This is a genomic window from Sulfitobacter sp. CB2047 (assembly GCF_000735125.2).
Lineage (GTDB): Bacteria > Pseudomonadota > Alphaproteobacteria > Rhodobacterales > Rhodobacteraceae > Sulfitobacter > Sulfitobacter pontiacus.
Genome location: NZ_CP072613.1, coordinates 514,885 through 540,790, shown reverse-complemented (window position 1 = coordinate 540,790; position 25,906 = coordinate 514,885). Strand labels below are relative to the sequence as shown.

25 protein-coding genes are annotated in these 25,906 nt (G+C 59.5%); 9 read left to right on the top strand and 16 right to left on the bottom strand.

Features of this window, described 5'->3' with window-relative positions:
* Window positions 1–22 precede the first annotated feature (22 nt).
* Window positions 23–682 (top strand): MarC family protein, encoded by a 660-nt coding sequence (locus IV89_RS02555; RefSeq protein WP_037942591.1) that lies wholly within the window; start codon window positions 23–25, stop codon window positions 680–682.
* Here IV89_RS02555 and pncA read toward each other — a convergent pair.
* Entirely contained in the window at window positions 669–1,265 is a 597-nt protein-coding gene (gene pncA / locus IV89_RS02550; protein ID WP_160171650.1) for a bifunctional nicotinamidase/pyrazinamidase, read from the bottom strand. The genes IV89_RS02555 and pncA overlap by 14 nt on opposite strands.
* A 102-nt stretch (window positions 1,266–1,367) precedes the next feature.
* Here pncA and IV89_RS02545 point away from each other — a divergent pair, with 102 nt between their 5' ends.
* Window positions 1,368–2,267: a rhodanese-related sulfurtransferase gene (locus IV89_RS02545; RefSeq protein ID WP_037942588.1), complete on the top strand. Its 900-nt coding sequence runs from the start codon at window positions 1,368–1,370 to the stop codon at window positions 2,265–2,267.
* A 47-nt stretch (window positions 2,268–2,314) separates the two neighbouring features.
* On the opposite strand, the gene IV89_RS02540 is transcribed toward IV89_RS02545, so the two are convergent.
* From IV89_RS02540 to IV89_RS02515, 6 genes are all read right to left on the bottom strand, one after another.
* The gene (locus IV89_RS02540; RefSeq protein ID WP_037942586.1) at window positions 2,315–3,634 is read right to left on the bottom strand and encodes a UDP-glucose/GDP-mannose dehydrogenase family protein; all 1,320 of its coding nucleotides are present in this window, start codon (window positions 3,632–3,634) and stop codon (window positions 2,315–2,317) included.
* Window positions 3,635–3,694: 60 nt separating this feature from the next.
* Window positions 3,695–5,023: an FAD-dependent oxidoreductase gene (locus tag IV89_RS02535; protein ID WP_037942584.1), complete on the bottom strand. Its 1,329-nt coding sequence runs from the start codon at window positions 5,021–5,023 to the stop codon at window positions 3,695–3,697.
* Window positions 5,024–5,035: 12 nt separating this feature from the next.
* On the bottom strand, window positions 5,036–5,857 hold the full coding sequence (locus IV89_RS02530; RefSeq protein ID WP_009825592.1) for an ABC transporter permease subunit: 822 nt from the start codon (window positions 5,855–5,857) through the stop codon (window positions 5,036–5,038).
* A complete protein-coding gene (locus IV89_RS02525) occupies window positions 5,854–6,729 on the bottom strand; it encodes an ABC transporter permease subunit (RefSeq protein WP_037942582.1) in 876 nt (291 codons plus the stop codon). The genes IV89_RS02530 and IV89_RS02525 overlap by 4 nt, the downstream gene beginning before the upstream one ends.
* Window positions 6,730–6,731: 2 nt before the next feature.
* A complete protein-coding gene (locus IV89_RS02520; RefSeq protein ID WP_005850516.1) occupies window positions 6,732–7,859 on the bottom strand; it encodes an ABC transporter ATP-binding protein in 1,128 nt (375 codons plus the stop codon).
* A gap of 92 nt (window positions 7,860–7,951) precedes the next feature.
* Entirely contained in the window at window positions 7,952–9,043 is a 1,092-nt protein-coding gene (locus tag IV89_RS02515; RefSeq protein ID WP_181358624.1) for a polyamine ABC transporter substrate-binding protein, read from the bottom strand.
* 140 nt (window positions 9,044–9,183) lie between these two features.
* On the opposite strand from IV89_RS02515, the gene IV89_RS02510 reads away from it, so the two are divergent.
* The 6 genes from IV89_RS02510 (at window position 9,184) to IV89_RS02485 (ending at window position 17,055) form a co-directional block, all read left to right on the top strand.
* Complete coding sequence (locus IV89_RS02510; protein WP_051843876.1) at window positions 9,184–9,864, top strand: GntR family transcriptional regulator; 681 nt, start codon at window positions 9,184–9,186, stop codon at window positions 9,862–9,864.
* 121 nt (window positions 9,865–9,985) lie between these two features.
* Window positions 9,986–11,416 (top strand): aspartate aminotransferase family protein, encoded by a 1,431-nt coding sequence (locus IV89_RS02505; protein ID WP_037942577.1) that lies wholly within the window; start codon window positions 9,986–9,988, stop codon window positions 11,414–11,416.
* A 360-nt stretch (window positions 11,417–11,776) separates the two neighbouring features.
* Window positions 11,777–12,877 (top strand): ABC transporter ATP-binding protein, encoded by a 1,101-nt coding sequence (locus IV89_RS02500; RefSeq protein WP_005850522.1) that lies wholly within the window; start codon window positions 11,777–11,779, stop codon window positions 12,875–12,877.
* Window positions 12,878–12,988: 111 nt separating this feature from the next.
* Entirely contained in the window at window positions 12,989–14,104 is a 1,116-nt protein-coding gene (locus IV89_RS02495) for an extracellular solute-binding protein (RefSeq protein ID WP_009825599.1), read from the top strand.
* A 100-nt stretch (window positions 14,105–14,204) separates the two neighbouring features.
* On the top strand, window positions 14,205–15,872 hold the full coding sequence (locus tag IV89_RS02490; protein ID WP_037942575.1) for an ABC transporter permease: 1,668 nt from the start codon (window positions 14,205–14,207) through the stop codon (window positions 15,870–15,872).
* Between the two features lie 4 nt (window positions 15,873–15,876).
* Window positions 15,877–17,055, top strand: a complete 1,179-nt coding sequence (locus IV89_RS02485) for an ABC transporter permease (RefSeq protein WP_037942574.1) — start codon at window positions 15,877–15,879, stop codon at window positions 17,053–17,055.
* Window positions 17,056–17,134: 79 nt separating this feature from the next.
* On the opposite strand, the gene IV89_RS02480 is transcribed toward IV89_RS02485, so the two are convergent.
* The 8 genes from IV89_RS02480 to dapD form a co-directional block, all read right to left on the bottom strand.
* Window positions 17,135–18,394: a lytic murein transglycosylase gene (locus IV89_RS02480; RefSeq protein ID WP_235183733.1), complete on the bottom strand. Its 1,260-nt coding sequence runs from the start codon at window positions 18,392–18,394 to the stop codon at window positions 17,135–17,137.
* Between the two features lie 123 nt (window positions 18,395–18,517).
* Window positions 18,518–20,797, bottom strand: a complete 2,280-nt coding sequence (gene rnr / locus IV89_RS02475) for a ribonuclease R (protein ID WP_037942569.1) — start codon at window positions 20,795–20,797, stop codon at window positions 18,518–18,520.
* 3 nt (window positions 20,798–20,800) lie between these two features.
* Window positions 20,801–21,403 carry a TIGR04282 family arsenosugar biosynthesis glycosyltransferase gene (locus IV89_RS02470; RefSeq protein WP_037942568.1) on the bottom strand — a complete coding sequence of 201 codons (603 nt, stop codon included), beginning with the start codon at window positions 21,401–21,403 and terminating at the stop codon, window positions 20,801–20,803.
* Window positions 21,400–21,822, bottom strand: a complete 423-nt coding sequence (locus IV89_RS02465) for a GNAT family N-acetyltransferase (protein WP_037942566.1) — start codon at window positions 21,820–21,822, stop codon at window positions 21,400–21,402. The genes IV89_RS02470 and IV89_RS02465 overlap by 4 nt, the downstream gene beginning before the upstream one ends.
* Window positions 21,819–22,964: a succinyl-diaminopimelate desuccinylase gene (gene dapE / locus IV89_RS02460; RefSeq protein WP_037942564.1), complete on the bottom strand. Its 1,146-nt coding sequence runs from the start codon at window positions 22,962–22,964 to the stop codon at window positions 21,819–21,821. Before dapE ends, IV89_RS02465 begins: the two co-directional genes overlap by 4 nt.
* Window positions 22,965–23,103: 139 nt before the next feature.
* Window positions 23,104–23,442 carry a hypothetical protein gene (locus tag IV89_RS02455; RefSeq protein WP_005850537.1) on the bottom strand — a complete coding sequence of 113 codons (339 nt, stop codon included), beginning with the start codon at window positions 23,440–23,442 and terminating at the stop codon, window positions 23,104–23,106.
* Window positions 23,443–23,503: 61 nt separating this feature from the next.
* A complete protein-coding gene (locus IV89_RS02450; RefSeq protein WP_005850538.1) occupies window positions 23,504–23,758 on the bottom strand; it encodes a GlsB/YeaQ/YmgE family stress response membrane protein in 255 nt (84 codons plus the stop codon).
* A 61-nt stretch (window positions 23,759–23,819) separates the two neighbouring features.
* The gene (gene dapD / locus IV89_RS02445) at window positions 23,820–24,647 is read right to left on the bottom strand and encodes a 2,3,4,5-tetrahydropyridine-2,6-dicarboxylate N-succinyltransferase (protein WP_005850539.1); all 828 of its coding nucleotides are present in this window, start codon (window positions 24,645–24,647) and stop codon (window positions 23,820–23,822) included.
* A gap of 155 nt (window positions 24,648–24,802) precedes the next feature.
* Between dapD and IV89_RS02440 the strand changes: the two genes are divergently transcribed.
* Complete coding sequence (locus tag IV89_RS02440; RefSeq protein WP_037942873.1) at window positions 24,803–25,651, top strand: TIGR00730 family Rossman fold protein; 849 nt, start codon at window positions 24,803–24,805, stop codon at window positions 25,649–25,651.
* Between the two features lie 15 nt (window positions 25,652–25,666).
* Here the strand turns inward: IV89_RS02440 and IV89_RS02435 are convergent, their stop codons facing one another.
* Entirely contained in the window at window positions 25,667–25,879 is a 213-nt protein-coding gene (locus IV89_RS02435; protein WP_005850541.1) for a hypothetical protein, read from the bottom strand.
* Between the last annotated feature and the right edge of the window lie 27 nt (window positions 25,880–25,906).

Here is a 25,906-nt window from a genome sequence, read left to right as displayed (position 1 = left end):
ACCCCCTAAGGAGCGCTGCTAGATGCTGGAATGGCCCATTCTCTTGCGAGAGTTGATTACCTTGTTTGTCGTGATCGACCCTATTGGCAGCCTTCCCGTCTTTCTTTTCGCGACAGCCAACGTCCCGCAACACCTGCACAAAAGCTTTGCGCTGCGGGCCGTACTGGTGGCCGGTCTGGTCTTGCTTGGGTTCCTCGTGGGCGGGCAATATCTGCTTGAGAACCTTGGGCTGCGGCTGGGGTCGTTTCAGGTCGCGGGCGGGATTATCCTGTTCCTCTTCGCGCTCAGCATGATTTTCGGCGATCCCAAACCGACGCAGGAAATCGAGGCGGCAGAGCGGGATCATCTCGCCGGTGCGGTCTTTCCGCTCGCCATGCCGTCTATCGCCTCTCCGGGGGCGATGCTGGCGATTGTGATCCTGACGGACAACCACACCAACCAGATATCAGACCAGCTGGTCACGGCGGGCCTGCTGGTGGTCGTGCTGCTGTTCACGCTTGTGCTTCTGTTGCTCGCAGGGCGGATCGGTCACCTGATGGGGACCACGGGCGCCAGCGTGATCAGCCGCGTCATGGGGATCATTCTGGCGACCGTCGCGGTGGATGCCACGCTTGGCGGGCTGGATGCGCTGGATATCCTCAACATCGCCCCCGTCGAAGACGCCCCGCTTAGCGCAGAGTAACCCCCGCCGTCGTCATCGCCTCGCGCGCGGCAGAAAGCGACCCGTCCAGATCGATCGCACGACACAGGTCCAAACGGACCTCGACATCAAAGCCCAGCTTCGCCGCGTCCACGGCGGAGAAGTTAACGCAGAAATCAAGCGCCAAACCTACCATCGTCAGCTTGGTTATGCCGCGTGTCCGCAAATACCCTTCAAGCCCGGTAGGCGTTTTGTGGTCATTTTCGAAGAACGCAGAATAGCTGTCTATGGCGGGGTTGTACCCTTTACGAATGATCATGTCGGCACTGGTTTGATCCAGCCGCGGGTGGAACGCGGCCCCGTTGCTGCCTTGGACACAATGATCCGGCCACAGCACCTGCGCGCCATAGGGCATCTGCGTCACCTCGAAGGGTGACTTATCCGCATGGGACGACGCAAAGGAGGAATGGCCCGCCGGATGCCAATCCTGCGTTAGAACCACCGCATCCACCCGCCCCATCAGCGCGTTGATCCCGTCGACGATGGCGTCGCCGTCTGTCACCGCAAGGGCTCCGCCGGGGCAGAAATCATTTTGCACATCAATCACGATCAGGGCGTGGGTCATATCGGGTTCCTCATAGGCCAGCTTGTGCCAAGGGACATAGCACGGCGGGTACGGCACGGCACCCCCTTGCCTGAACCGCCGCATGGGCGTATCTCAGCGCGCATGTATACCATTGCCGCCCTCTATCATTTCAGCCGTTTTGACGCGCCTGACGCCCTGCGCCCGCCGTTGGTTGCGCTTTGTGCGCAACATGACGTCAAAGGCACGCTGCTTGTCGCCGCCGAAGGCATCAACGGCACCATCGCCGGCCCCCGTGCGGGGATAGACGCGGTCATCGCGCATATCCGTGCCCTGCCCGGCTGCGCCGATCTTGAGTGGAAGGAAAGCACCGCCACGACGCCGCCCTTCGGCAAGATGAAGGTCCGCCTGAAGCGCGAGATCGTGACCATGGGTCAGCCCGATGTCGATCCGCTGGCCAAGGTCGGGCATTACGTCGATCCCGCCGACTGGAACGATCTGATCGGCCGCGACGATGTTGCCGTGATCGACACGCGCAATGATTATGAGGTCGCGATCGGCACCTTCGACGGGGCCATCGACCCGGAAACCCAGAGCTTTGGCGAATTTCCCGCCTGGTGGGAGGCGAATAAGGACCGGTTCCACAACAAGAAAATCGCGATGTTCTGCACCGGCGGTATCCGGTGTGAGAAATCGACGAACTACCTGATCGGCCAAGGGGTGGAGGACGTGTTCCACCTCAAGGGGGGCATCCTCAAGTACCTTGAAGACGTCCCCGAAGAGCAAAGCAGCTGGAAAGGCGATTGCTTTGTCTTTGATAACCGGGTCAGCGTTGGTCACGGGTTGAAAGAAGGGCCGCATATGCTGTGCCACGGTTGCCGTCGCCCGATCCTACCCGAAGATACCGCAAAGCCCGGATACGAGGCCGGCGTCAGCTGCCCGCAGTGCGTCAATGAAACCTCTGACGCGGATAAGGCGCGGTTCCGTGAGCGCCAGCGGCAGATGACGCTTGCCAAAGCACGTGGCGAAACCCACCGCAGTTGATCTCGCTGTCGGCCCGCCCTGTTCCAAGCGCGGGCCGGTGGTGCAGGTTAAGCCCCGAACCCTTCGCGCCCGATAGAGACATAGGCCGAGAAACCGGCGCGTTTGGCATCTTTCGGGCTGTAGATATTGCGCAGATCTGCCATCGCAGGGGTCGTCATCCGCTTGGCCATCCGCTTGAGGTCCAGCGCGCGGAATTCATTCCACTCCGTCAGAATGACCAGCGCGTCCGCATTTTGCGCGGCCTTATAGGCATCCTCCAGCCACGACACGCCCGGCAGCAAGGCTTCGCCCTCGCGCTTGCCCTGCGGATCAACCACACGCACCTTGGCCCCGTTGCCCACCAGCGATGGCACAATCGTCAAGCTGGGAGAGTCGCGCATATCGTCGGTGTTGGGCTTGAACGTTACCCCCAGCACCGCGATGGTCTTGCCGTTTACCGACCCGCCACAGATGTCGACCACCTTGTCGATCATCCGGCGTTTGACCTCGTCGTTCACCTTGATCACGGTTTCGGTCAGCTGCATCGGCACCGAATGATCCTGCCCCATCCGCGCCAAGGCCTGCGTGTCTTTCGGGAAGCAGCTACCGCCATAGCCCGGGCCCGCGTGCAGGAACTTGGACCCGATCCGGTTATCCAGCCCCATGCCTTTCGACACCATTTTCACATCTGCGCCTGTGCGTTCACACAGGGCCGCGATTTCGTTGATAAAGGTAATCTTGGTCGCCAAAAACGCGTTGGCGGCGTATTTGATCATCTCTGCGCTTTCCAGATCCGTCGACATGATCGAAAACTCGCGCAGCGAGAGCGGGCGGTAGATGTCCTTCATCACCTGTTCGGCGCGTTCATTCTGCGTTCCTACAACCACGCGGTCGGGGCGCATAAAGTCGTCAATCGCGGCCCCTTCACGCAGGAATTCCGGGTTCGAGGCAACGTCGAATTCGGCCTTGGGATTGGCTTTGGCGACGACCTGTTTGACCTGACGGTTGGTGCCCACGGGCACAGTCGATTTGGTGACGATCACCGCATAACCCGTCAGGACAGAGGCGATCTCTTCTGCGGCGGCCATGACATAGGTCAGATCCGCATGGCCATCCCCGCGGCGGGTCGGTGTCCCAACCGCGATAAACACGGCATCCGCACCATCCACTGCACTGGCAAGGTCACCGGTGAAAGACAGACGCCCCGCGGCAACGTTCTTGGCCATCAAATCATCAAGACCGGGCTCGTAGATCGGGACGATGCCCTTTTCCAACTTCTCGATTTTAGAGGGGTCTTTGTCGACACAGACAACTTCATGTCCGAAATCCGAGAAACAAACACCCGAGACCAAACCGACATAGCCGGTGCCAATCATCGCAATCTTCATGAAACTTTATCCTAAATCAATTTGACAGTCAGCAAGCCAAGCCAGCCGGTGCACCCACATCTAGTGATCTGACAGCGCAAAACCAAGATAGGCAAATGGCATCAGAAGCCGACGCAAGCGCCCCAGTTCGAATTTTCGCAGCGGTTTTTGCATGACCTGAGGGTAGGGCCGGTCGATGGGTTTGCCCATCACCAGATCCGCGACCAGCCCGCCCGAATAGCTGCCCATTGCAACACCATTCCCATGATAACAAAGACTTGCATAGACAGCACCGGGGTCAGGGAGCTTGCCGACAAAGGGCATTTGCGCGCGCGACAGACATACCATACCCGACCATTGGTAGGGTGTCTCAACGTCTTTCCACGCCGGGAAAAACTTTTCGAAATCGCGGCGCACACGCGCAATGGCGCGCGCCTCTGCCGCTTTGCCCGTCACCAAACCGCCGCGCATGCCGAACAACATCCGGCGGTCCGGCATCAGCCTGAAATAATGTAGCAAATTGCGCGTATCTGCGGACATATAATCGCTCTTCCAACCTGCGGCATCAAGCTCTGCCTCGGTCAGGGGGCGGGTCACAAGGACCGTCGACTGCGTGGGCATATAGCGCGCAGACAGCCCCGGCACCAAATCTTCCGACGAATACCCGTTCGTGGCGACAATCACTTTTTGTGCACGCACCCTGCCGTTGGGCGTTCGAACGTCGTGACCCTGCGCCGCCTGCCGCACCTCAAGCGCAGGCGTATCATGGTAAATCACCGCACCCGCCTTTTCCGCCGCTGCAGCAAAGCCGGTCACGTATTTCCGCGGGTTCAGCGCAAAGCCCGCCGGAATATGCAGCGCACCGTGGAACGGCCCCGAAAGCCCATGCGCCGTGAAATCCGCGGGATCAATAAGCCGCGCCTCCAGCCCGTAGTTTTCTCGCACCTCGCGGGCGCGCGTGCGAAAATCGTCCATATCCTTGGGCCGATGCGCCAGCTCGATCTCCCCGTCGGAGTGGCGGTCAACCTCGATCCCATGCCGCGTGATCAACGCGTCAACAAAGTTGATCGCCGCCAGCTCAGCCGCGCGAAAGCGCAACCGATCCTCGCGCCCTGCAAGCTTGTCCAGCGCGGCATCGCTGAGCCGCCCGCCCCCAAGGCAGCAAAAGCCCCCGTTGCGGCCCGACGCGCCCCAGCCGACGTATCGGTTTTCCAGCACGACCGCAGAATACCCAGCCTCCGCAAGGCGCAACGCGGCAGAGAGCCCTGTAAAGCCGCCCCCTACAATCGCCACGTCACAGGATACGTCACCTTCCAACGCAGACCTGTCGGTAGCGGCGCAGGTTTGATCCCACCAACAATCTTCCCTAGGCGCATCTGTATAGGCAAAATCGTTAAATATTCGTTTCATGCCGCCGCTGTTTCATGCCACGGCGCGTTCCGCCGCCTGCACATCGCGTTGCGCCTTGATCGCCTTGCGCTTCGATATCAGTGACGCCGTGATTACCCCGAAAGTCACGATACCGATCATGATGGTGGATAATGCGTTAATCTCGGGCGAGACGCCAAGACGCACCGCGCTCCAGATCTTGATCGGCAGGGTTGTGGAGGACGGGCCCGTGGTAAACGAAGCGATAACGAGGTCGTCCAGCGAGAGCGTGAACGCCAGCAACCATCCCGAAATGACCGCCGGCGCGATGATCGGCAAGGTCACCAAACGGAAGGCGTCGAAAGGCGAACACCCGAGGTCCAGCGCCGCTTCCTCCAGCGACCGATCAAAAGTCACCAGCCTTGATGACACGACCACTGACACGTAGCACATCGAAAAGGTCGTGTGTGCCAGCACGATGGTCAGCGTCCCCCGGTCCAGCCCGATCCCGATAAACAGAAGCAACAGCGACAGGCCGGTAATCACCTCCGGCATGACCAGCGGCGCGTAGATCATACCCGAGAAGAGCGTACGCCCAGCAAACCGCCCCCCGCGCACAAGAATGTATGCCGCCATCGTCCCCAACACCGTTGCCAGCGTAGAGGATGCCACCGCGACCTTCAGCGTTACCATAGCAGCATTCAGAAATGCCTCATTCTGAAGCAGCTCGCCATACCATTTGGTCGAGAAGCCGGCCCAGACAGTCACCAGTTTCGAACTGTTAAAACTGTAGATGACCAGCAGGATCATCGGCAGATAAAGAAAAGCAAACCCGAGGGTGAGCGACGTAATATTGAACCAGCTTGCGCGTCTCATGACTCCACCTCGGCCTGACGTTGCTGGTTGCGTTGGAACAGAACGATTGGAACGATCAGTATCAGCAGCAGGATCACCGCTACCGCGCTCGCGACGGGCCAGTCGCGGTTGTTAAAGAACTCCTCGAACAAGACCTTGCCGATCATCAACGTCCCTGAACCGCCCAACAAAGACGGGATAACGAATTCGCCCAGCGCGGGGATAAAGACCAGGAAACACCCTGCAATGATCCCGTTGCGAGACAAAGGTATCGTGACCAGCCAGAATGCCTTTAACCGTGAACATCCCAGATCTTCAGCGGCCTCGATCAAGGATTCGTCCAACCGATCTAGCGCGGCATAGATCGGTAGAATCATGAATGGCAGATAGGTGTAAACAATTCCTATATAGACCGCGGTCGTCGTGTTCATGATCGTCAAAGGCGTATCGATGATGCCCAACCACAGCAGGAATTGATTCAAAAGCCCCTCATTACTCAGAATACCGACCCATGCGTAAACGCGGATCAGGAAACTGGTCCAAAAGGGCAAGATCACCAGCATCATGAGGGTCGGACGCCATTCCTCGGGCGCGCGGGCCATGCCGTAGGCCATGGGGTAGCCCACCAAAACCGCTAAAACTGTAGATATTAACGCAATCTTCAAACTGCTTAGGTAAGCCTTCCAGTAGAGATCGTCCGAAGCAAGAAAGGTAAAGTTTTCCAGATCGAATGCCGCGAACATCGCCCAGATCCCGTCCTTTGCCGTCGGGGAGTAAGGAGGAATCGACAAAGCCAGATCAGAGAGAGAAATTTTAAAAACAATGATGAAAGGAATGAGAAACAGCGCGAGCAACCAGGCATAGGGCACCGCGATAAGGAAAAAGCGACGCATATTCATCGCTCCAACAGGACGCCGGCGGTGGCGCTCCATGAAATCCAGACCTTATCCTCCCACGTGATCGTGCGGCGCGACAGCCGACGCGTGTTTGCGGTCTGTGCCTTGATCACTTGACCACCGGCCAGCTGGACATGGTAGGTGCTGAGATTGCCAAGATATGCGATGTCCAGAACGGTGCCCTGAACAGCGTTCTTCATTTCTGTCGGCTTCTCGGTAGAAATGGCGATCTTCTCCGGTCGGATCGCAAGATGAGCTTCCTGCCCATCGCTAAAGGGGCGTTCTGATGCCGCAAGCAAGGGGGCCTCATTCGCGACCCAATCAAGGTGGTACATATTCTCGCCTGCGGCCTTCACCGTTCCAGAGATAATGTTCACGTCACCGATGAAGTCAGCGACGTAGACAGAATTAGGTGCTTCGTAGATACCTCCTGGCGTCGCGACCTGGATGATCTGCCCCTCGTCCATCACAGCCACGCGGCTTGCGACGGTCATCGCTTCCTCTTGGTCGTGGGTAACGATCACAAAGGTGGTCCCCGTGCTTTCCTGGATATCCATCAGTTCAAACTGGGTGTCCTGACGCAGCTTTTTGTCCAGCGCGCCAAGCGGTTCGTCCAGTAGCAAAAGCTTCGGCGCTTTGGCGAGGGACCGCGCAAGCGCGACCCGTTGACGTTGCCCCCCCGAGATTTGGTGGGGTTTGCGTTTGGCAAATTTGGTAAGGCGCGTCAGCTTGAGCATCTCTTCAACGCGTGCGGCGATATCTGCCTTGGACATATCCCCTCGTTTCAACCCAAAGGCGATATTCTCCCAGACAGACAGATGTGGGAACAGGGCATAGGACTGAAACATCATGTTCACCGCCCGCTTGTTCGGCGGGATGCCCGCGATATTCTTACCCGCCAATTCAATCTTGCCCGCGCTTGGGTTTTCAAACCCGGCAAGCATGCGCATCATCGTTGTTTTACCGCAGCCCGAAGGCCCCAGCAGTGCAAAGAACTCGCTTTCATAAATACTTAAAGACAGATCATCGATCGCAACGAAATCGCCAAAACGCTTTGTCACATTCTCGAAGCGGATAAGCGGCTTTTCGTTCGGGTCATCCCACGGGGCGAAAACGGGTTGGCTCACTTTGATCTATCCTTTGCACAGCGTTTACCCCTCCGGATGGAAGGGTCCGGTAGATCGGGTCAAAACCGATAAGGCTTTGACCCGATGCGATTTTAGATACCAGATTTGATCTTCGTCCACATACGCGTGATGACACGCTGTACCTTGGGTGAATATGAAGAAATGGTATACAGGTTTTCCAGCGTGGCTTCGTCTGGGTAAATCGCTGTGTCCCCGATCACGTCTTCGGCAAGGAACTCCTGGCTCGCCTTGTTGCCATTCGCATAGTAAACGTAGTTCGACGCGGCGGCCATATTCTTTGCGTCCATCATGAAATTCAAGAACTTATGCGCCCCATCCGGGTTTGGCGCATCCGCTGGAATAGCCATATTGTCGAACCACATCAGCGCCCCTTCCTTTGGCGCGTAATAGGCGATTTCGACACCGTTATCCGCCTCGGCGGCGCGGTCACGCGATTGCAGGATGTCACCCGACCAACCGAAGGCAACGCAGATATCACCGTTGGCCAGTGCGTTAATATACTCCGAGCTGTGGAATTTTTGAACGTGGGGGGCAACCGCCGTCAAAACAGGCTCTGCCTTCGCGATCACGTCGGGGTCCTGGGATTGGGGTTCTTCGCCCAGAAACTTCAGCGCCGCGGGGATCATTTCTGTCGGAGCGTCAAGGAAATGCACGCCGCATTCGGCCAGCTTTTCCATATTCTCGGGCTTGAATACGAGGTCAAGCGAATCAACAGGGGCATCTTCGCCCAGCACTTCCTTAACCTTGGTCATGTTCACGCCAAGCCCGGTGGTGCCCCACATATAGTTAACGGCATATTCATTGCCGGGGTCGTATTTCGATACGCGGTCCTCGATCACATCCCACATGTTGGTGATGTTCGGCAGCTTGTCTTTGTCGAGCTTCTGGAAAACCCCCGCCGTGATCTGGCGTTCAAGGAAGGTACCGGTCGGGACAACCACGTCATAGCCAGACCCGCCTGCAAGCATCTTGGTTTCAAGCACTTCGTTACTGTCAAACACGTCATAGATCAGATCAATGCCGGTTTCTTTTTCAAATTTCTGCAACAGGTCTTCGTCGATGTAGTCGGACCAGTTATAGACCCGCACCTCTTCACCCAAGGCGCTGGTGGCGATCAATGCCGTTGCTGCGATTGAGCTGAGCAAGCTATATTTCATTGTCATCTCCCGTTGTGTAGGCTCAGTTGATCCGAACCTTTCGTCAATTTGATCAAGTTTTGCGTCATGCGACAAGATCATTTATAATTTTACGCAGGTGCATGCCGTGGTTCAAAATGTGGTTGAGTACAATTTAGGCAAATTTGATGAACGTAAATTCCGCTGACCTTGCGTCGCAAAAGCCTTTGGAAAGCCCGGCCAAGGTGCCGGCCCATCAGCATGTCTATGAACGCGTGCGCAAGCTGATCCTGTTCGGCGATCTTGCCCCCGGTCAGGCGGTCACCATTCAAGGCCTCGCGGAAACCCTTGATGCGGGCATGACCCCGGTGCGCGAAGCGCTGCGCCGTTTGATCGCCGAAGGCGCGCTGGTGCATCAGGGCAATCGCCGCGTATCGGTCCCTGTGCTGGACCTCGAAGGGGTTAACGAGCTGGAATTCATGCGAAAAACTCTTGAAGCAGAGCTTGCTCAACGGGCCACAAGCCGCATGTCAGAGACTGTTTTAAGCGAACTTGCACAGGTGGACGACGCGCTGAACCACGCGATTGATCGTGGGGATATCGGCGAATACCTGACCCAGAACTACCGCTTTCACACCATCGTCAACACCTGTGCCGAGGCCCCTATTCTGGCCGCGACCGTCGACCGTTTATGGCTGATGTTCGGCCCGTCGCTGCGCGTGGTCTGCGGTCGGTTTGGCACGTCGAACCTGCCAGATAAACATGCCGACTTGCTGGCGGCTTTTCGCGAAGGCGATGCGGCAAAGGCTGCGCAGGCCATGACCGAGGATGTTTCTCAGGGCATGGTCCAGATTCGCGCCTCTCTTTGATTAAAATCTGATCGGCTGATAGCCGTTTATCGTCACCACAGCAGAGCGATTCGATTGACTCTGTATAATTTGATCATATTCTGAGCCCAATCTTCCCTCCCCATTCCCAGAGGTGTTCTTTATGGCCCATATCACCAACCACATGCCCACCGCCGAGCTGCAAGCACTTGACGCCGCGCATCACATGCACCCGTTCACCACCAATGACGAACTTGCCGAGAAGGGCGCGCGGATTATCACCCGTGCCAAGGGCGTCTACCTGACCGACAGTGAGGGGAACGAGATCCTTGACGGGATGGCGGGACTTTGGTGCGTCAACATCGGTTATGGCCGTCAGGAAATGGCCGACGTCGCCGCGCGCCAGATGCTCGAGCTGAACTACTACAACACCTTCTTCATGACCTCGCACGTGCCCGCCATCGCCCTTGCAAAAGAGATCGCGTCACTGGCCCCCGGCGATCTGAACCATGTGTTCTTTGCCGGGTCGGGCTCCGAAGCGAATGACACCAACATCCGGATGGTGCGCACCTATTGGGCCATGAAAGGGAAGCCAGAGAAATCCCACATCATCAGCCGCAAGAATGCCTATCACGGGTCGTCGATGGGGTCCGGCTCTCTTGGTGGCATGAGCTATATGCACGAACAGGGCGGCATGCCGATCCCCGGTATTCACCACATCAACCAGCCCGACTGGTGGGTGGAAGGCGGCGACCTCACGCCCGAGGCCTTCGGCCTTGCCCGCGCGCAAGAGCTTGAGGCCAAGATCCTTGAGCTTGGGGCAGATAATGTCGCGGCGTTCATCGGTGAACCCATTCAGGGCGCAGGCGGGGTTATCGTGCCGCCAAGCACCTACTGGCCCGAAATCCAGCGTATTTGTGACAAGTACGACGTATTGATCATCGCGGACGAGGTGATCTGTGGCTTTGGCCGGACAGGCAGCTGGTTCGGGTCCGAGACGATGGGGATCAAGCCGCATATCATGACCATCGCCAAGGGCCTGAGCTCTGGCTACCAGCCGATTGGCGGGTCCATTGTGTGTGACGAGATCGCGCAGACCATCGGGTCTGGGGAGTTCAATCACGGCTATACCTATTCGGGGCACCCCGTTTGCTCGGCCGTGGCACTGGAAAACCTGCGGATTATGCAGGACGAAAACATTCTGGATCACGTGAACAATGTTGCCGCCCCCGCCCTGAAGGAAGGGCTGGCCAAACTGGCAGAGCATCCATTGGTTGGCACCGTCAACGTCGCGGGTCTTATGGCGTCGCTGCCGCTGTCCCCGCGCAAAGAAACGCGGTCAAAGTTCGCAGGCGATGCAGGAACCGTCGGTTATATGTGTCGTGAACGCTGCTTTGCGAATAATCTGGTGATGCGTCATGTCGGCGACCGGATGATCATCTCGCCACCGCTGGTGATCACCCCCGAAGAGATCAAAGTATTCATGACGCGCGCCACCAAAGCGCTGGATGAAACCTATACCGCGGTCAAAGAAGGCGGCCTGCTCAAGGCAGCCGAAGACCACGCGCAAGACGCTGAATCGCCGCTCGGCTAAGGCGTGACATACATTCGGGACGAGGCGCAAAGGTCGCCCGTCCCGCCGCTGGAAGCCCTGCAAGGACTTGTCTGTTTGCGACATCGGCAGAGGCTGACCAGCGCTCAAAATCGCCGGGTTCGGGGCGAGCCGCTGAGGCTTAACCTATGGCAGATATTAACGAATTCCCCTTATTTCAAGCAGGCTGCACAGTAATTCCGCAGGCAAAAGAACTGTTTCTTGTCAAATAACCGTCGATCTTCCCGCAATTGACGCTTTCTGCCCAAAAGTGTCGTTAATTGGTTGCAAAGCGGAAACCAGCCAGTTTTAACTTCCTGTCAACAAGGGCGCTTGAACGTCACAATAAACGGGGAGCCAGCTTTGGCAGATACTTCAGCAACGAATGCGTTCGTAGAATTTGAACGCGTGCAGAAAAGCTATGACGGCGAAAATCTCGTCGTAAAAGACCTCAACCTGTCGATGCCGAAAGGCGAGTTTCTGACAATGCTCGGGCCATCGGGGTCCGGCAAGACCACCTGCCTGATGATGCTGGCGGGTTTCGAAACGGCCACGCATGGCGACATCCGGCTTGATGGTAAATCGATCAACAACATCCCGCCGCACAAACGCGGCATTGGCATGGTGTTCCAGAACTACGCGCTTTTCCCGCATATGACCGTTGCCGAAAACCTCGCCTTCCCGCTTGAGGTGCGCAAGATCGGCAAGTCCGAGCGTGAAGAGAAAGTGAAGATCGCGCTGGACCGTGTTCAGATGGGCGACTTCGGCGGCCGCCGTCCGGCACAGCTTTCCGGTGGTCAGCAGCAACGCGTTGCCTTGGCCCGTGCTTTGGTCTTCGAACCCGAACTGGTGTTGATGGACGAACCGCTGGGGGCGTTGGACAAACAGCTGCGCGAAACATTGCAGTTCGAGATCACGCATCTGGCGCATGAACTGGGCATCACCGTGGTCTACGTGACCCACGACCAGACCGAAGCGCTGACGATGTCCGACCGCGTGGCCGTGTTTGAAAACGGGCGCATCCAACAGTTGGCCCCGCCCGATCTGCTGTATGAAGAGCCCGAAAACAGCTTTGTTGCGCAGTTCATCGGCGAGAATAACACTCTTGAAGGCGTCGTGACCGAGATCAAGGGCGGCACTTGCCTTGTGCAGTTGGACGGCGGCGGCCTGATCGAGGCAAAGCCGATCAACGTGACCCGCGCCGGCGAACGCACCCGCGTATCGATCCGCCCCGAGCGCGTCGAATTCAACAAGGACCGGATGCAGGAAGGGGCACACACCCTGAAAGCCGAAGTGCTTGAATTCGTCTATATGGGCGACATCTTCCGCACCCGCCTGCGGGTTGCCGGGACCGACAACTTTATCATCAAGACACGAAACGCACCCGATCAGGTACGTTTGAAGCCAGGCCAGCAGATCGAGATTGGCTGGTTGGCAGAAGATTGCCGCGCCCTCGACGCATAAGCGTCAGGACGCGGCCGGCCGTCCAACGTTCGACGGCGTCGCACGAGGCTGTGGTTAAGCCCGATATCACACCCTCAAGACCCTAACGGGCATATAATGGGAGACTATCTAATGAAGTTTACGACAACGCTACTCGCATCCTCCGCGATCATTGGCGCTGGTACATTGGCATTCGCCGATGCGCATGCGGACATGGCCAAAGAGATGACGCTTGTTTCCTGGGGTGGCGCTTACCAAGCCAGCCAAGACAAAGCGTATCTGCAGCCCTATCTGGAAATGCACCCTGAACTCTCTGCTGTTTGGGATGAAAGCTCCAACGAAGCCGTGGCTAAGCTGCGCGCGATGAACGAAGCCGGCAACGTGACCTGGGATCTGGTCGACGTGGTTGCCGCTGACGCCATCCGCCTGTGCGACGAAGGTCTGGCGATGGAAATCGACGCGGACGAGATGCTGGCAGAAGCCCCCGACGGGACATCCGCTGAAGACGACTTTGGCGACCTGCTGGTCAGCGACTGCTTTATCCCGCAGATCGTGTATTCGACCACATTCGGGTATCGCACAGACATGGTTGGCGACACGCCTCCAACCAAAATCTGCGACGTCTTCGACACCGAAGCCTACCCAGGCAAGCGCGCGCTTGAAAAGCGCCCCATCAACAACATGGAATGGGCGCTGCTCTGTGACGGCGTTGCAAAGGACGAAGTCTATGACGTTCTGGCAACTCCAGAAGGTCAGGAACAGGCTCTGGCCAAGCTCGACACCATCAAGGACGACGTGATCTGGTGGTCCGCCGGTGCCGACACGCCACAGCTGCTGGCCGATGGCGAAGTCGTCATGGGGTCCACCTACAACGGCCGTCTGTTCAGCGTTATCGAAGAGCAAGACCAGCCCGTTGCAATGCTGTGGGACGCACAGGTGTTTGACCTTGACGGTTGGATCATCCCAGCAGGTCTGCCTGACGACCGTCTGGCGCGCGTCAAAGACTTCGTGAAATTCGCGACAGACACCCAGCGTCTGGCGGATCAATCGCAGTACATCAGCTACGGCCCTGCCCGTTTGTCCTCCGCTCCTATGGTTGGCAAGCACGCAGAACTGGGCATCGACATGGCACCACACATGCCAACCGACCCGGCCAACGCAAAGAACACGTTCCTCTACAACTACGAGTTCTGGGCTGACTACCGCGACGACATCGACGCGAAGTTCCAGGCATGGTTGGCGCAATAATCGCCTGAACCATTCGGAGGAGGCCGCTTTGGCCTCCTCCACCCCCTATTTGTTTTTCCATTTTCCCGACCTTCCAGCGACCTAACCCCATGGGGCCGATATGAGCGATACCGCCGACGCGACGAACGACACACCTGAACAAACCGGCCCGATGCTGGCCGCGGACGGCACACCGCTGAAACGCAGCCTGAACCGTGCGCTCCGTCGTCAGAAGCTCAGCGCGCTTTTGCTGATCGCCCCTCTGCTGATCTTTATCCTGATCACCTTTATCGCGCCGATCGCCGATATGCTGTTCCGCTCTGTCGAGAACCAGATCGTCAGCGACACGCTGCCCCGCACCACGCAAACCCTGTCCGACTGGGACAGCGAAAGCGGTGAAACCCCCGGTGCCCCCGTCTACAAGGCGCTCTACGAAGACCTGTTCATCGCACAGGAACGCAAATTGCACACCCGTCTGGGCTCAAGGCTCAACTACGAGCTGACCGGTGCATCGTCCCTGTTCCGCAAATCCGGCCGCGGCGTGGATGACATTGGCGAAGTGTTTCAGGACCAGTTCGAGGATCTGAACGACTTCTGGAAGAAGGGCGAAAACTGGAACGCTCTACTTGGCTCCGACGCATGGCTGGCAGAGATTTCCGACTGGAAAAAATCCTCCGGCGACGACCAGCCCGCGTTTGAAATGCGCGAAGGCATGGCAGAGCTTCTGCCCGAGACCGCCGAATACTACGAAATTTTCGCCGACTTCGTTCAGAACGACGACGAAGACAACCTGTACAAGGAAGACCCATGGGCGCTGATCTACTCGGCACTCTATGACGACCTGACAGGCCCCACGGCATCGCAAATCGCCAGCTATTCAGGCCCGGCATCAGCCGAACTTACCGAGGCAGCCGCAGCCGCCCCTGCATTCGACGCAGTCGATTACAAAACGGCCTTCACCGAGATTGACGACGATTGGGGCAAAACCCCGATCTGGAGCACAATCCGCGCCTACAGTCCCGCGCTGACCAACGGCTATTTCCTGAATGCCGTCGACATGCAGAAAACGGCTGACGGTCCCGAATTCCGCCCCGACAACGAACGCATCTACGGCACGCTGTTCCTGCGCACGCTGTTCATGTCGGTCTGCATCACCCTCAGCTGTATCCTGCTGGGCTATCCGGTGGCGTGGATCCTCGCCAACCTGCCCGCGCGTACCGCGAACCTGCTGATGATCCTCGTGCTGCTGCCCTTCTGGACCTCGCTTCTGGTGCGGACATCGGCGTGGAAGGTCATGCTGCAACAACAGGGTGTGATCAACGATACACTGGTGTGGCTGGGGCTGGTGGCCGATGACAGCCGTCTTGCGCTGATCAACAACCAAACCGGCACGATCATCGCGATGACGCACATCCTGCTGCCCTTCATGATCCTCCCGCTCTATTCCGTGATGCAAACAGTACCGCCCAGCTATCTACGTGCGGCAAAGTCGCTGGGGGCCACGAACTGGACAGCCTTCTGGCGCGTGTATTTCCCGCAATCAGTGCCCGGCATCGGCGCGAGGTCGATCCTCGTGTTCATCCTGTCGATCGGCTACTATATCACGCCGGAAATCGTCGGCGGCACCACGGGGACATTCATCTCCAACCGGATTGCCTACCACATCTCCAGCTCGCTCAACTGGGGCCTCGCGGCCGCGCTTGGGGCGATCCTGCTGGCCGTGGTGCTTGGGCTTTACTGGGCCTACGACAAGATCGTCGGCATCGACAACGTGAAACTGGGAGGCTGATATCATGGTCGCACTCACACCTATCTCCCGCAAACCCGTCGGTTTCTATGTACCGGTTGTCGCAGCAGCAGGTGCCTTTGCCGGGCTCTTTGTCGGCACCGCCCAAGGCAGCGGACTGCTGGGCATCCTGATCGGAGCCCTCTCAATGGGGGCGCTGGCCTTTGTGCTGACGCAGCTGATCAAGAACGAAACCATCGCCCGCTGGACCTCTGTCATTCTGCTGGCGGTGATCGGCTTTATTCTGGGCGGCGTGCCCTTGCTGGTCCTAGGGGCCATCTTCGGCTGGTTCTTCGGCTGGTTCAGCTTCTGGCTCTACGAGGGACGCTACCGCGCCAAGGTCGCGCCCTACCTAACCCCGGGTCAGGTGCTCTGGCACTTTGCCTTCCGCATTATTTGCGGCGCGATCCTTGTGTTCCTGATCACACCGATCCTCGTGGTCATGCCACTTAGCTTCAACGCCGAGAACTTCTTTACCTTCACCCCTGAAATGCTGCGTTTTGATCCCGAAGGGTATTCGCTGCGCCACTACAAAGACTTCTTCAGCAGCTCCGCATGGCAAGGTGCCGTCTGGAACTCGATCAAGATCGCCCCGGCCGCGACCCTTCTGTCGGTCAGCTTCGGCACCCTCGCGGCGATTGGCCTGAGCCAGCAGCACGTGCCGTTCCGGCGCGCGATCATGGCCATCCTGATCTCGCCCATGATCGTCCCGCTGATCATCTCGGCGGCGGGCATGTACTTCTTTTACAGCCGCGTCGGCCTGCAGGGCACATATGTCGGCGTTGTTCTGGCCCACGCGGCCTTGGGCATCCCCTTCGTCATCATCACCGTCACCGCGACACTGGTGGGCTTTGACCGCTCTCTCACCCGCGCGGCGGCGAATATGGGGGCCAATCCGGTCACGACCTTCTTCCGCGTGCAAATGCCGTTGATCCTGCCGGGCGTGATCTCGGGCGGTTTGTTCGCCTTCATCACCTCGTTTGATGAAGTCGTCGTGGTGCTCTTTGTCGGGTCTGCCGGTCAGAAAACGCTCCCGTGGCAGATGTTCACCGGCCTGCGCGAACAGATCAGCCCCACGATCCTTGCCGTGGCGACGATCCTCGTGGTCATCTCGATCTGCCTGCTGACCGTGGTCGAACTGCTGCGCCGCCGCTCCGAACGGCTGCGCGGGATGTCACCCGGCTAAGCCGCTTCCAAATGGTTTAAAATCCTCGCCGAAGGCACGCGCCGGACCCAAAGGTCCGGCGCGTTTCATTTACGCCAGATTATTCCGCCGCGGCTGCGCGCAGCGCCTCCAACAATCGGGGGGAGGCATAGCCGTCAGGCACAAGCCCCTGCGACAATTGGAACTCGCGCACCGCATTGATGGTCAGCGGGCCGATCTTGGCGTCGATCTGGACCGTATCAAACCCCTGCGCCGTCAACTGCGTCTGAAGCTCGATCCGTTCGTCATAGGTCAGCGCGCGGTCTTGCACCGGCCAGCTGGCCTCGATCGGCCCGCCCCCGGCGATACGGTCCGCCAGATGCCCCACACCGATCACATAGGCATCGGCCGAATTATAGCGTTCGATCACCGCGAAATTGGCATAAATCAGAAACGCCGCACCCTCTGTCCCACCGGGCAAAAGCAGGGACGCAGGGCCGTGATCCCCCAGCGACCCTGTCACAGGGCGCACCCCAAGCGCACGCCATTCCGCGGACGTTTTCAGGATATCCCGCCCCGCCAGAAGATAGTCGAACCCCTCGGGCAGCCGTACCTCGACGCCCCAAGGCTGCCCCTGGACCCATCCGAAATGCTTGAGATACGCCGCGGTAGAGGCAAGCGCGTCACGTGGATCATCGCTCCAGATATCGCGTTTGCCATCGCCGGTGAAATCCTCGGCATATTGCTGGAAAGACGAGGGCATGAACTGCGTGTGACCCATCGCACCAGCCCAACTGCCCTGCATCCTCGCGGGCGTGGTATCGCCCGCCTGCAAGATCCGCAGCGCGTCCAGCAGCTCCCCTTCAAAGAACGCCCTCCGCCGTCCGTCATAGGCCAATGTCGCCAGCGAGCTGAGCACCGGATCGCTGCCCCTAAAGGTGCCATAGGCGCTTTCCAGCCCCCAGATCGCGGTGACGATCTCTTTCTCGACGCCATAGCGCGTTTCGATCTGGGATAGCGCGTCGGCCTGCTCGGCCAGCGCCTTCTTCCCGTTGGTGACCCGTAGATCAGAGGTCGCGGTCTCCAGATAGGCCCAGATTGTTTTGGTGAATTCGGATTGGTTGCGGTCGCGGCGGATGACCTGCGGGTCATAGCGCACGGTCTGCATCGCGCGGTCAAAGACCGCACCGTCGATCCCTGCGGCCAATGCACGCGCACGAAAGGCGGTCACCCAGTCCTGCAACCCCGCCGCGTTGCCCGGCTTTTGCACCATGGCGGGTGGGCGCGCAGTACCCTCGGCCCCCGCAGCGATCACACCTGTGGCAGCCGTCACCGACAGTGTCACCCCGCCAACCAATACGCCAATTTTCAGCAGTTCCATTCCCGCGCCCTTCCCCAGCATCACGCTGCAAGCCTAGCGTCAAACGCCGCGCCCAGAAAGGCGGAGTTGCCCGCTGTGCGTGTTACTGCCCGCCTGTTCCTGCCTCGTGTCCCCGCTCCGGGGTCAGCGTCGTGTGCGTTTGACCTTGCGTTTCACCTTATCCGCCTTGCGCTTGGCTTTGACACCCTTGCGCTTGGGGTTGGTGCGGCCCGCAGGCCCACCGCGTCCGCGCCGCACCCCTTGGCCGCCCTTGGGCAGGGCGTCACCCTCAAGCGTCAGCAGCTCCAGCGCGATTCCCCCGGTGACCGGGACCGCCTCTGACAGGCGCACGGTGACACGCTGCCCGACAGAGATGATCATGCCGGTATCCGACCCCATCAGCGTGCCGGCTTCTTGGTCGAAATGGAAATACTCGCGCCCCAGCGACCGCATGGGCAGCAGCCCGTCGGCCCCGGTTTCGTCCAGCTTCACAAAGGCTCCAAATCGCGCCACGCCGCTGATCCGGCCCGAGAATTCATTGCCCACACGTTCCGACAGATAGGACGCGAGATAGCGATCGGTGGTGTCGCGCTCTGCCATCATCGACCGGCGTTCCGTGTCCGAGATATGCGCGCCGGTCTGTTCGATATCCTCGATATCATGCTGGCTTAGCCCGTCGTTGCCCCAGCCGTGGGCAGTGATCAACGCGCGGTGCACGATCAAATCCGCATAGCGCCGGATCGGAGAGGTGAAATGCGCGTAGGACCGCAGCGCCAGACCAAAGTGCCCGATATGCGCAGGCCCGTAATAGGCTTGCGTCATCGACCGCAGGGTCGACAGGTTGATCAGCTCGGCATCATCCGTGCCCGCCGCATCGTTCAGCAGCTTGTTCAGATGGCGCGTATGCAGCACCTGTCCCTTGGCCAGCGTATAGCCCGCCGCCTGCGCGGTTTCGCGCAAGGCGTCCAGCTTGGCGGGAGAGGGTTCTTCGTGGATGCGATACAGCAGCGGCGTTTTCTTGGACAGCAGTGTTTCGGCGGCGGCGACATTGGCCAGCACCATGAACTCTTCGATCAAGCGGTGCGCATCCAGCCGGTCCTTGAAGTTCACCGATTTAACGGTGCCGTCCTTGTCCAGCTCGATCCGCCGCTCGGGCAGGTCAAGGTCCAGCGGCTGACGCTCGGCGCGGGCAGCTTTCAAGGCGGCATAGGCGGCATAGATCGGTTTTAGCACAGGGTCCAGCAACGGGCCGGTGCGGTCATTGGGGGCACCGTCAATCGCGTCCTGCACCTCTTCGTAGTGCAGCGAAGCGGGCGAGCGCATCAACCCGCGATGGAAGCTATGGCCGATCTTGTTGCCCGCCGCATCCAGCACCATGCGGACAGCGATACAGGCCCGCGGCACGCCTTCGTGCAACGAACACAGATCCCCCGACAGGCGGTCGGGCAGCATCGGCACCACACGGTCAGGGAAATAGGTGGAATTGCCCCGTTTGCGCGCCTCGCGGTCCAGCGCAGAGCCGGGGGTGACATAGGCGGCCACATCGGCAATCGCGACCCAGACGACATGGCCGCCCTCGTTCTTGGGGTCTTCGTCAGCATGGGCATAGCATGCGTCATCATGGTCCCGCGCGTCCGACGGGTCGATGGTGATCAGGGGCAAATCGCGCAGATCCTCGCGCCCTTTCAGGCCCACGGGTTTCGCGGCATCGGCCTGCGCCATCACGTCGTCAGGAAAGTCGTCGGGGATACCATGCTGGTGGATCGCGATCAAAGACACAGCCTTCGGTGCCGACGGGTCCCCCAGCCGTTCAACGATACGCGCCCGTGGCGATCCCATGCGCGCCTTTGGTCCGGCCTGCTCAGCCTCGACCAGCTCGCCATCCTTGGCCCCGTGGGTCGCGTCTCCGGGCACCCACCATTCCTTGTCGGACCCTTTGTCGATGGGCACAATGCGCCCGCCTTCGGTGGTCTTGCGGAAGATGCCCAAGACCCGCTGCGGGTTCGCGCCAATGCGGCGGATCAGCCGCGCCTCGTAGTGGTGGTCTTGCGCCTGTACCAGCGTCAACCGCGCCAGAATACGGTCGCCCGCACCCAAGGCCGGGTCAGAGGCACGGGGCATCACCAGCACCACGGGCTCCACGCCTTCGCCCTGCCACTCCATCGGTTTGGCAAACAGATCGCCATCCTTGTCCGGCCCCGTGACCTGCAACACAGACACCGGCGGCAAGCGGTCAGGATCCTGATAGCTGCGCTTGCGCTTTTCCAGATGGCCTTCGGCCTCCAGCTCTTTCAGCACGCGTTTCAGATCGATCCGGGCCGCCCCCTTGATGCCGAACGCCTTCGCGATGTCACGCTTGGCGGTCAGAGTTGGGTTTTCGGCGATCCAGTCAAGGATCTCGGGCTTTGAAGGTATTTTGCTCATGCTTCACGAGGTAGCACGCGCACCCCGCTTCGTCATGAGCAAATCGTCGATTGTATCCACGTCCCGCAATGTGGCGACCTGTGCGATGCGGTGATCGGGCAGCGTGGCGACGGTATCGGCCAGCGCATGCTCCGTGGACCAGCGGACATTTTCAAACAGGCGCGGCGGCACGGGGCGGGCGCGTTTCAGCCCGACCAGCCAATAGCCCCCGTCCGGTGCAGGCCCGAACACCGCGTCATGCGACCCGAGCGCGCGAAACGCATCGGCCACCCGCGCCGCGGTCACACCCGGAATATCCGCCCCGATGACACAGACCGGGCCCGCAGGCGCAGCACGCAGCATGCGGCCCATACGGTCGCCTAGATCACCGCGCCCCTGCGGCCAGCGCGGTAGATGCGCGGGCCAGACACGGCTGGACAGCCCCGCCCGATCCGGCGCGACCGCCAGCACCACCTGCCAGCGCGGGTCTTGCACACGGCGGATCAACGCGCGGGTCTGATGCCGGAACCACCACGCGGCAGCGGTCATGCCCAGATCACGGCCAAGCCGCGTCTTGACCCGCCCCGGCAGCGGCTCTTTCACCATGATGACCAGCGTGCGGTTCAAAGCGACAGCACCATCTCGCGGTGATCAATGCCGGCGTCGTCAAAGACCGGCCCCTGCGCCACGAACCCCAGCTTTTCGTAGAACCCCAAAGCATGCAGCTGCGCGCCGAGCTTCACGAAGCGCACGGCAGGATCCTTGCGCGCCTCGTCTATCGCCGCGCGGATCAGCGCCGCGCCAAGCCCCGTACCGCGGTGGGATTTGATCACACATACGCGCCCGATCTTGGCCGTATCACCCTTGATATGCATTCGCGCCGACCCGATGGGGAGCTCTTCTTCGGTCGCAAGGAAATGCGTCGCGTCATCGTCGCGGTCGTCCATTTCATCGGCTTCCGACACGTTCTGCTCTTCGATAAAGACGATCCGGCGCAGCAGGTGACAGCTGGCGAGGTCTTCGGTCACGGCGATATGGGCGGTCATGCGAAATAGTCCTTCAGGATGCGGGTATAGATGGATTTGAGCTGGTGGATCTGCGCCACCTCGACGTTTTCGTCGACCTCGTGCATGGACTGACCAACCAGCCCGAATTCAACCACAGGGCAATGGTGCTTCATGAACCGCGCATCCGACGTCCCGCCAGAGGTGGACAGCTCGGGCGTCACCCCCGTCTCTGCCTGCACCGCTTTGGACACCAGATCAGACAGCTCACCCGGTGGCGTGATAAAGCTCTCGCCCGAAATCTTGACCTTGAGCTCGACCTGCACGCCAAAGCTGTCGCGGATCGCGGCGGCCTGTTCCTCCAGCCAGGTGGTCAGGCTAGCGCCCGAATGCTTGTCGTTAAAACGGATGTTCACCGTCGCGCGGGTTTCAGCGGGGATCACGTTGGTCGCGGGGTTGCCGGTATCGACGGTGACAATCGCCAGCGTGGAGGGATCGAAATGGTCCGTTCCCTCGTCCAGCTGATGCGAGGCAAGCTGATCCATCAGCCGCATCATCGCAGGCATAGGGTTATTGGCACGGTGAGGATAGGCCGCATGGCCCTGTTTGCCGATCACGCGAAAATGCGCGTTCAGCGACCCGCGTCGCCCGATCTTGATCATCTCGCCCATCTTGTTCGGACATGTCGGCTCCCCAACAAGACAAACATCCATTCGTTCGCCCGCCTCTTGCATGTAATCCAGCAAGGCTCGAGTGCCGTCGACGCCTTCGGCTTCCTCGTCGCCGGTGATTGCCAGCACGATGGACCCATCCGGGGGCGTGTCGCGGACAAAGTCGATGGCCGCGGCGGTAAAGGCTGCCACACCGGATTTCATATCGGTGGTGCCGCGCCCGTACATGATGCCGTCTTTGATCTCTGCGCCGAAGGGCGGCATCGTCCAATCGGCCTCGTTCCCGATGGGCACGACATCGGTGTGACCGTTAAAGCCAAAGCTGCGGGTGTTACCCTTGTTGCCCCAACGCGCAAAGAGGTTCTTGATCCCGCCACGGTCCGCCCAGGCACAATCAAACCCCGCCTCGGTCAGCAGATCGAACAGCACGTCTTGCGCGCCCCCATCTGCGGGGGTGACCGACGGGCAACGTACCAGTTTGGCGGTCAGGTCTACGGGATCGATGCTGGACATATGAGGGCTCCTTCGGCGTGTGTCGCGGTGTCGCCCTACATTTGTGGGGAAAATGCACCAAAGCCAAGGGGCAGCGCGGAAATACACAAAGCGGTGAGCCACATAGCCCACGCCAGCGCTGCAAAGCCGCGCAGGAACCTTAGTCGAAGAAAGGCGTCATCTGCGCAATAATGACAGAGTTTTCGTCCAGCGCCCGCGCCATCAAGGCCCGTTCGTCTTCGTCAATCTCGTGGCCTTCGGCCTCGCGGTCCGCAATCGTGCCATATCCGGTCACGTCCAGCGGGTTGGTATCGGCCTGTTTCAGGATGGCGACCGTCTCGCGCACGGCTTCCGCTTCGTCGATACCCGAGGCAAAGCACATCAGCGCAGCGCCCGTCGCCTTGTCCGGTAGGCCGTCGCCCTCTTTTCGGCCAATCTCGACCAGCAGCGTATAGACCTGCTGGCGCGACGGTTTCTTGGGTTTCTTCTGGTCAGACATAAAAAGGGCCACCGCATTAAGATGCGGCAGCCCTATCGTGTTCTGTGTCGTCTGAAAAGGGTCAGCTACGTCCGCGTACCAAACGTGTGACCCAAATCAACAGGCAGGCCCCGATGACACCGACGACCAGCTGACCAATCCAGCCACCCAAGGTCGCACCGACGATTGTCATCAGCAGGAAGTTGGCAACGATCGCGCCAATGATCCCCAGAATAATGTTCATGATCAGCCCCATATCGGACTTCATGATCTTTTCCGCGATCCAACCGGCCAGACCACCGACGATTATTGCTGCGAACCAACCCAGACCTGTCATTTCAAATTCTCCATAAGTCTTGTTTCATAGAGTGAACTCACAGGCCTGTGAAAAGGTTCCCTTAGTCGCGCAGCAGCTCGTTGATCGAGGTTTTGGAGCGGGTCTTTTCGTCGACGCGCTTCACGATCACGGCGCAATAAAGGTGCACACCGTTCTTCGACGGCATGGACCCCGCCACAACGACCGACCCCGCGGGCACTTCGCCATAGAAGACTTCGCCGGTTTCACGGTCGAGGATCTTGGTCGACTGGCCGATGTAAACCCCCATCCCCAGAACGGAGCCTTCGCGGACGATACAGCCTTCGACCACCTCGGAACGCGCACCGATAAAGCAGTTGTCTTCGATGATTGTCGGGCCAGCCTGCATGGGCTCGAGCACGCCACCGATGCCAACACCACCCGACAGGTGGACGTTCTTGCCGATCTGCGCGCAGGACCCGACGGTCGCCCATGTGTCAACCATTGTGCCGCTGTCGACATAGGCACCAATGTTCACAAAGGACGGCATCAGCACGACGCCCGGCGCGATATAGGCCGATTTGCGCACGACACAATTGGGCACGGCACGAAAGCCTGCCTCTTTCCAGTCGGCATCGTTCCAGCCTTTGAACTTGCTATCGACCTTGTCCCACCAGCCGCTGCCCTGCGGGCCGCCGTCTTGCTGTTCCATATCCTTGATGCGGAAGCCCAGCAGGACCGCTTTCTTGGCCCATTGGTTCACATGCCAGTCGCCGTTCTCCATCTTTTCGGCAACGCGCAGCTTGCCGCTGTCCAGCGCGGCCAGCGTGTCTTCGATCGCGTCACGTGTTTCACCGGTGGTGGCCGAAGTGATCGTGTCACGGGCGTCCCAGGCGGCTTCGATGGCGGTTTCAAGTTGGGCGTTCGACATGGGTGTAGCTCCGGCGAATGAGGGTCAAATGTTGCGCTTGGCTATACAGTCGTAGGGGCTGTGGTGCAATGACGTCGGATGGCGTGGTCATTTGCGGCAAAGGCAGGCATGTTGCAGCAAAGGGCGCCCGTCGCCCGCACAGACCGGAGAGTATGATGACCGAATCCAAACGCCACCCCTTGCGCAAGGCCGGCGACGACCGCGCCACCGCGCAGGATGTACCCGACACACCGCAAACGCGCGCCCCGGCATACCGGCTGGCCTTTACCGATGACGACTTCATGTGCCGTCAGGAGTTGCGCCCCGTCCGGCTGCAACTGGAATTGCTCAAGCCCGAGATGGAGCTGGACGCCCATGGTGTGAAATCCACCATCGTCCTGTTCGGCGGCGCGCGTATTCCCGCCCCTGCCCATAAAGACAAGGCCCGCACCAAGACACTGGCCGATCTGTCCCATTTCTATGACGAGGCCCGCGAATTCGCACGGCTGATGACGCTGAAATCGATGGAGAGTGACGGGCAAGATAACGTGATCGTCACTGGCGGTGGCCCCGGCGTGATGGAGGCAGGCAACCGCGGTGCCGTCGACGCCGGCGGGCAATCGATCGGGCTGAACATCGTTCTACCCTTCGAACAGGCCCCGAATGAATATGTCACACCGGAGCTGTGCTTTAACTTTCACTACTTCGCGATCCGCAAGATGCATTTCCTGATGCGCGCACGGGCGATCTGTGTCTTCCCCGGCGGCTTTGGCACGCTGGACGAGATGTTCGAAACGCTGACCCTGATCCAGACAGGCCGGATGAGCCGTGTGCCGTTCCTGCTGTTCGGCCGTGCCTTCTGGGAAAAGATCATCAACTGGGATGCGCTGGCAGACGCGGGCACGATCTCTGATCAGGATCTGGACCTGTTCCAATTCGTTGAAACCGCCGACGAGGCGATGAAGCTGATCGAGAACTGGGATACAGCCCCCGCCCGAGAGGAAGTCCCCGGGCGTTCAAAATAAAAGGTTCCGGTCAGATCAGGCGCAAAGATCGGCCGGAAGCACACAGACCTCAACGTGATGCGGCAGCGTTTCCAGAACGGACCCGTGGTCCGTGTCACGCACCCCATAGCCATAGCCGGCCAGACGATGTTTCCATTCGCGGTAGGACAAGGCGCTTTCGCGTTCGCGGGTCACAAGCGCCAGTACATCGGCAGTGATAAAGGCGTCGTTCTTGATAATAACAGTCATCGCAGTATCGCTCCTGATTGTGTTGTC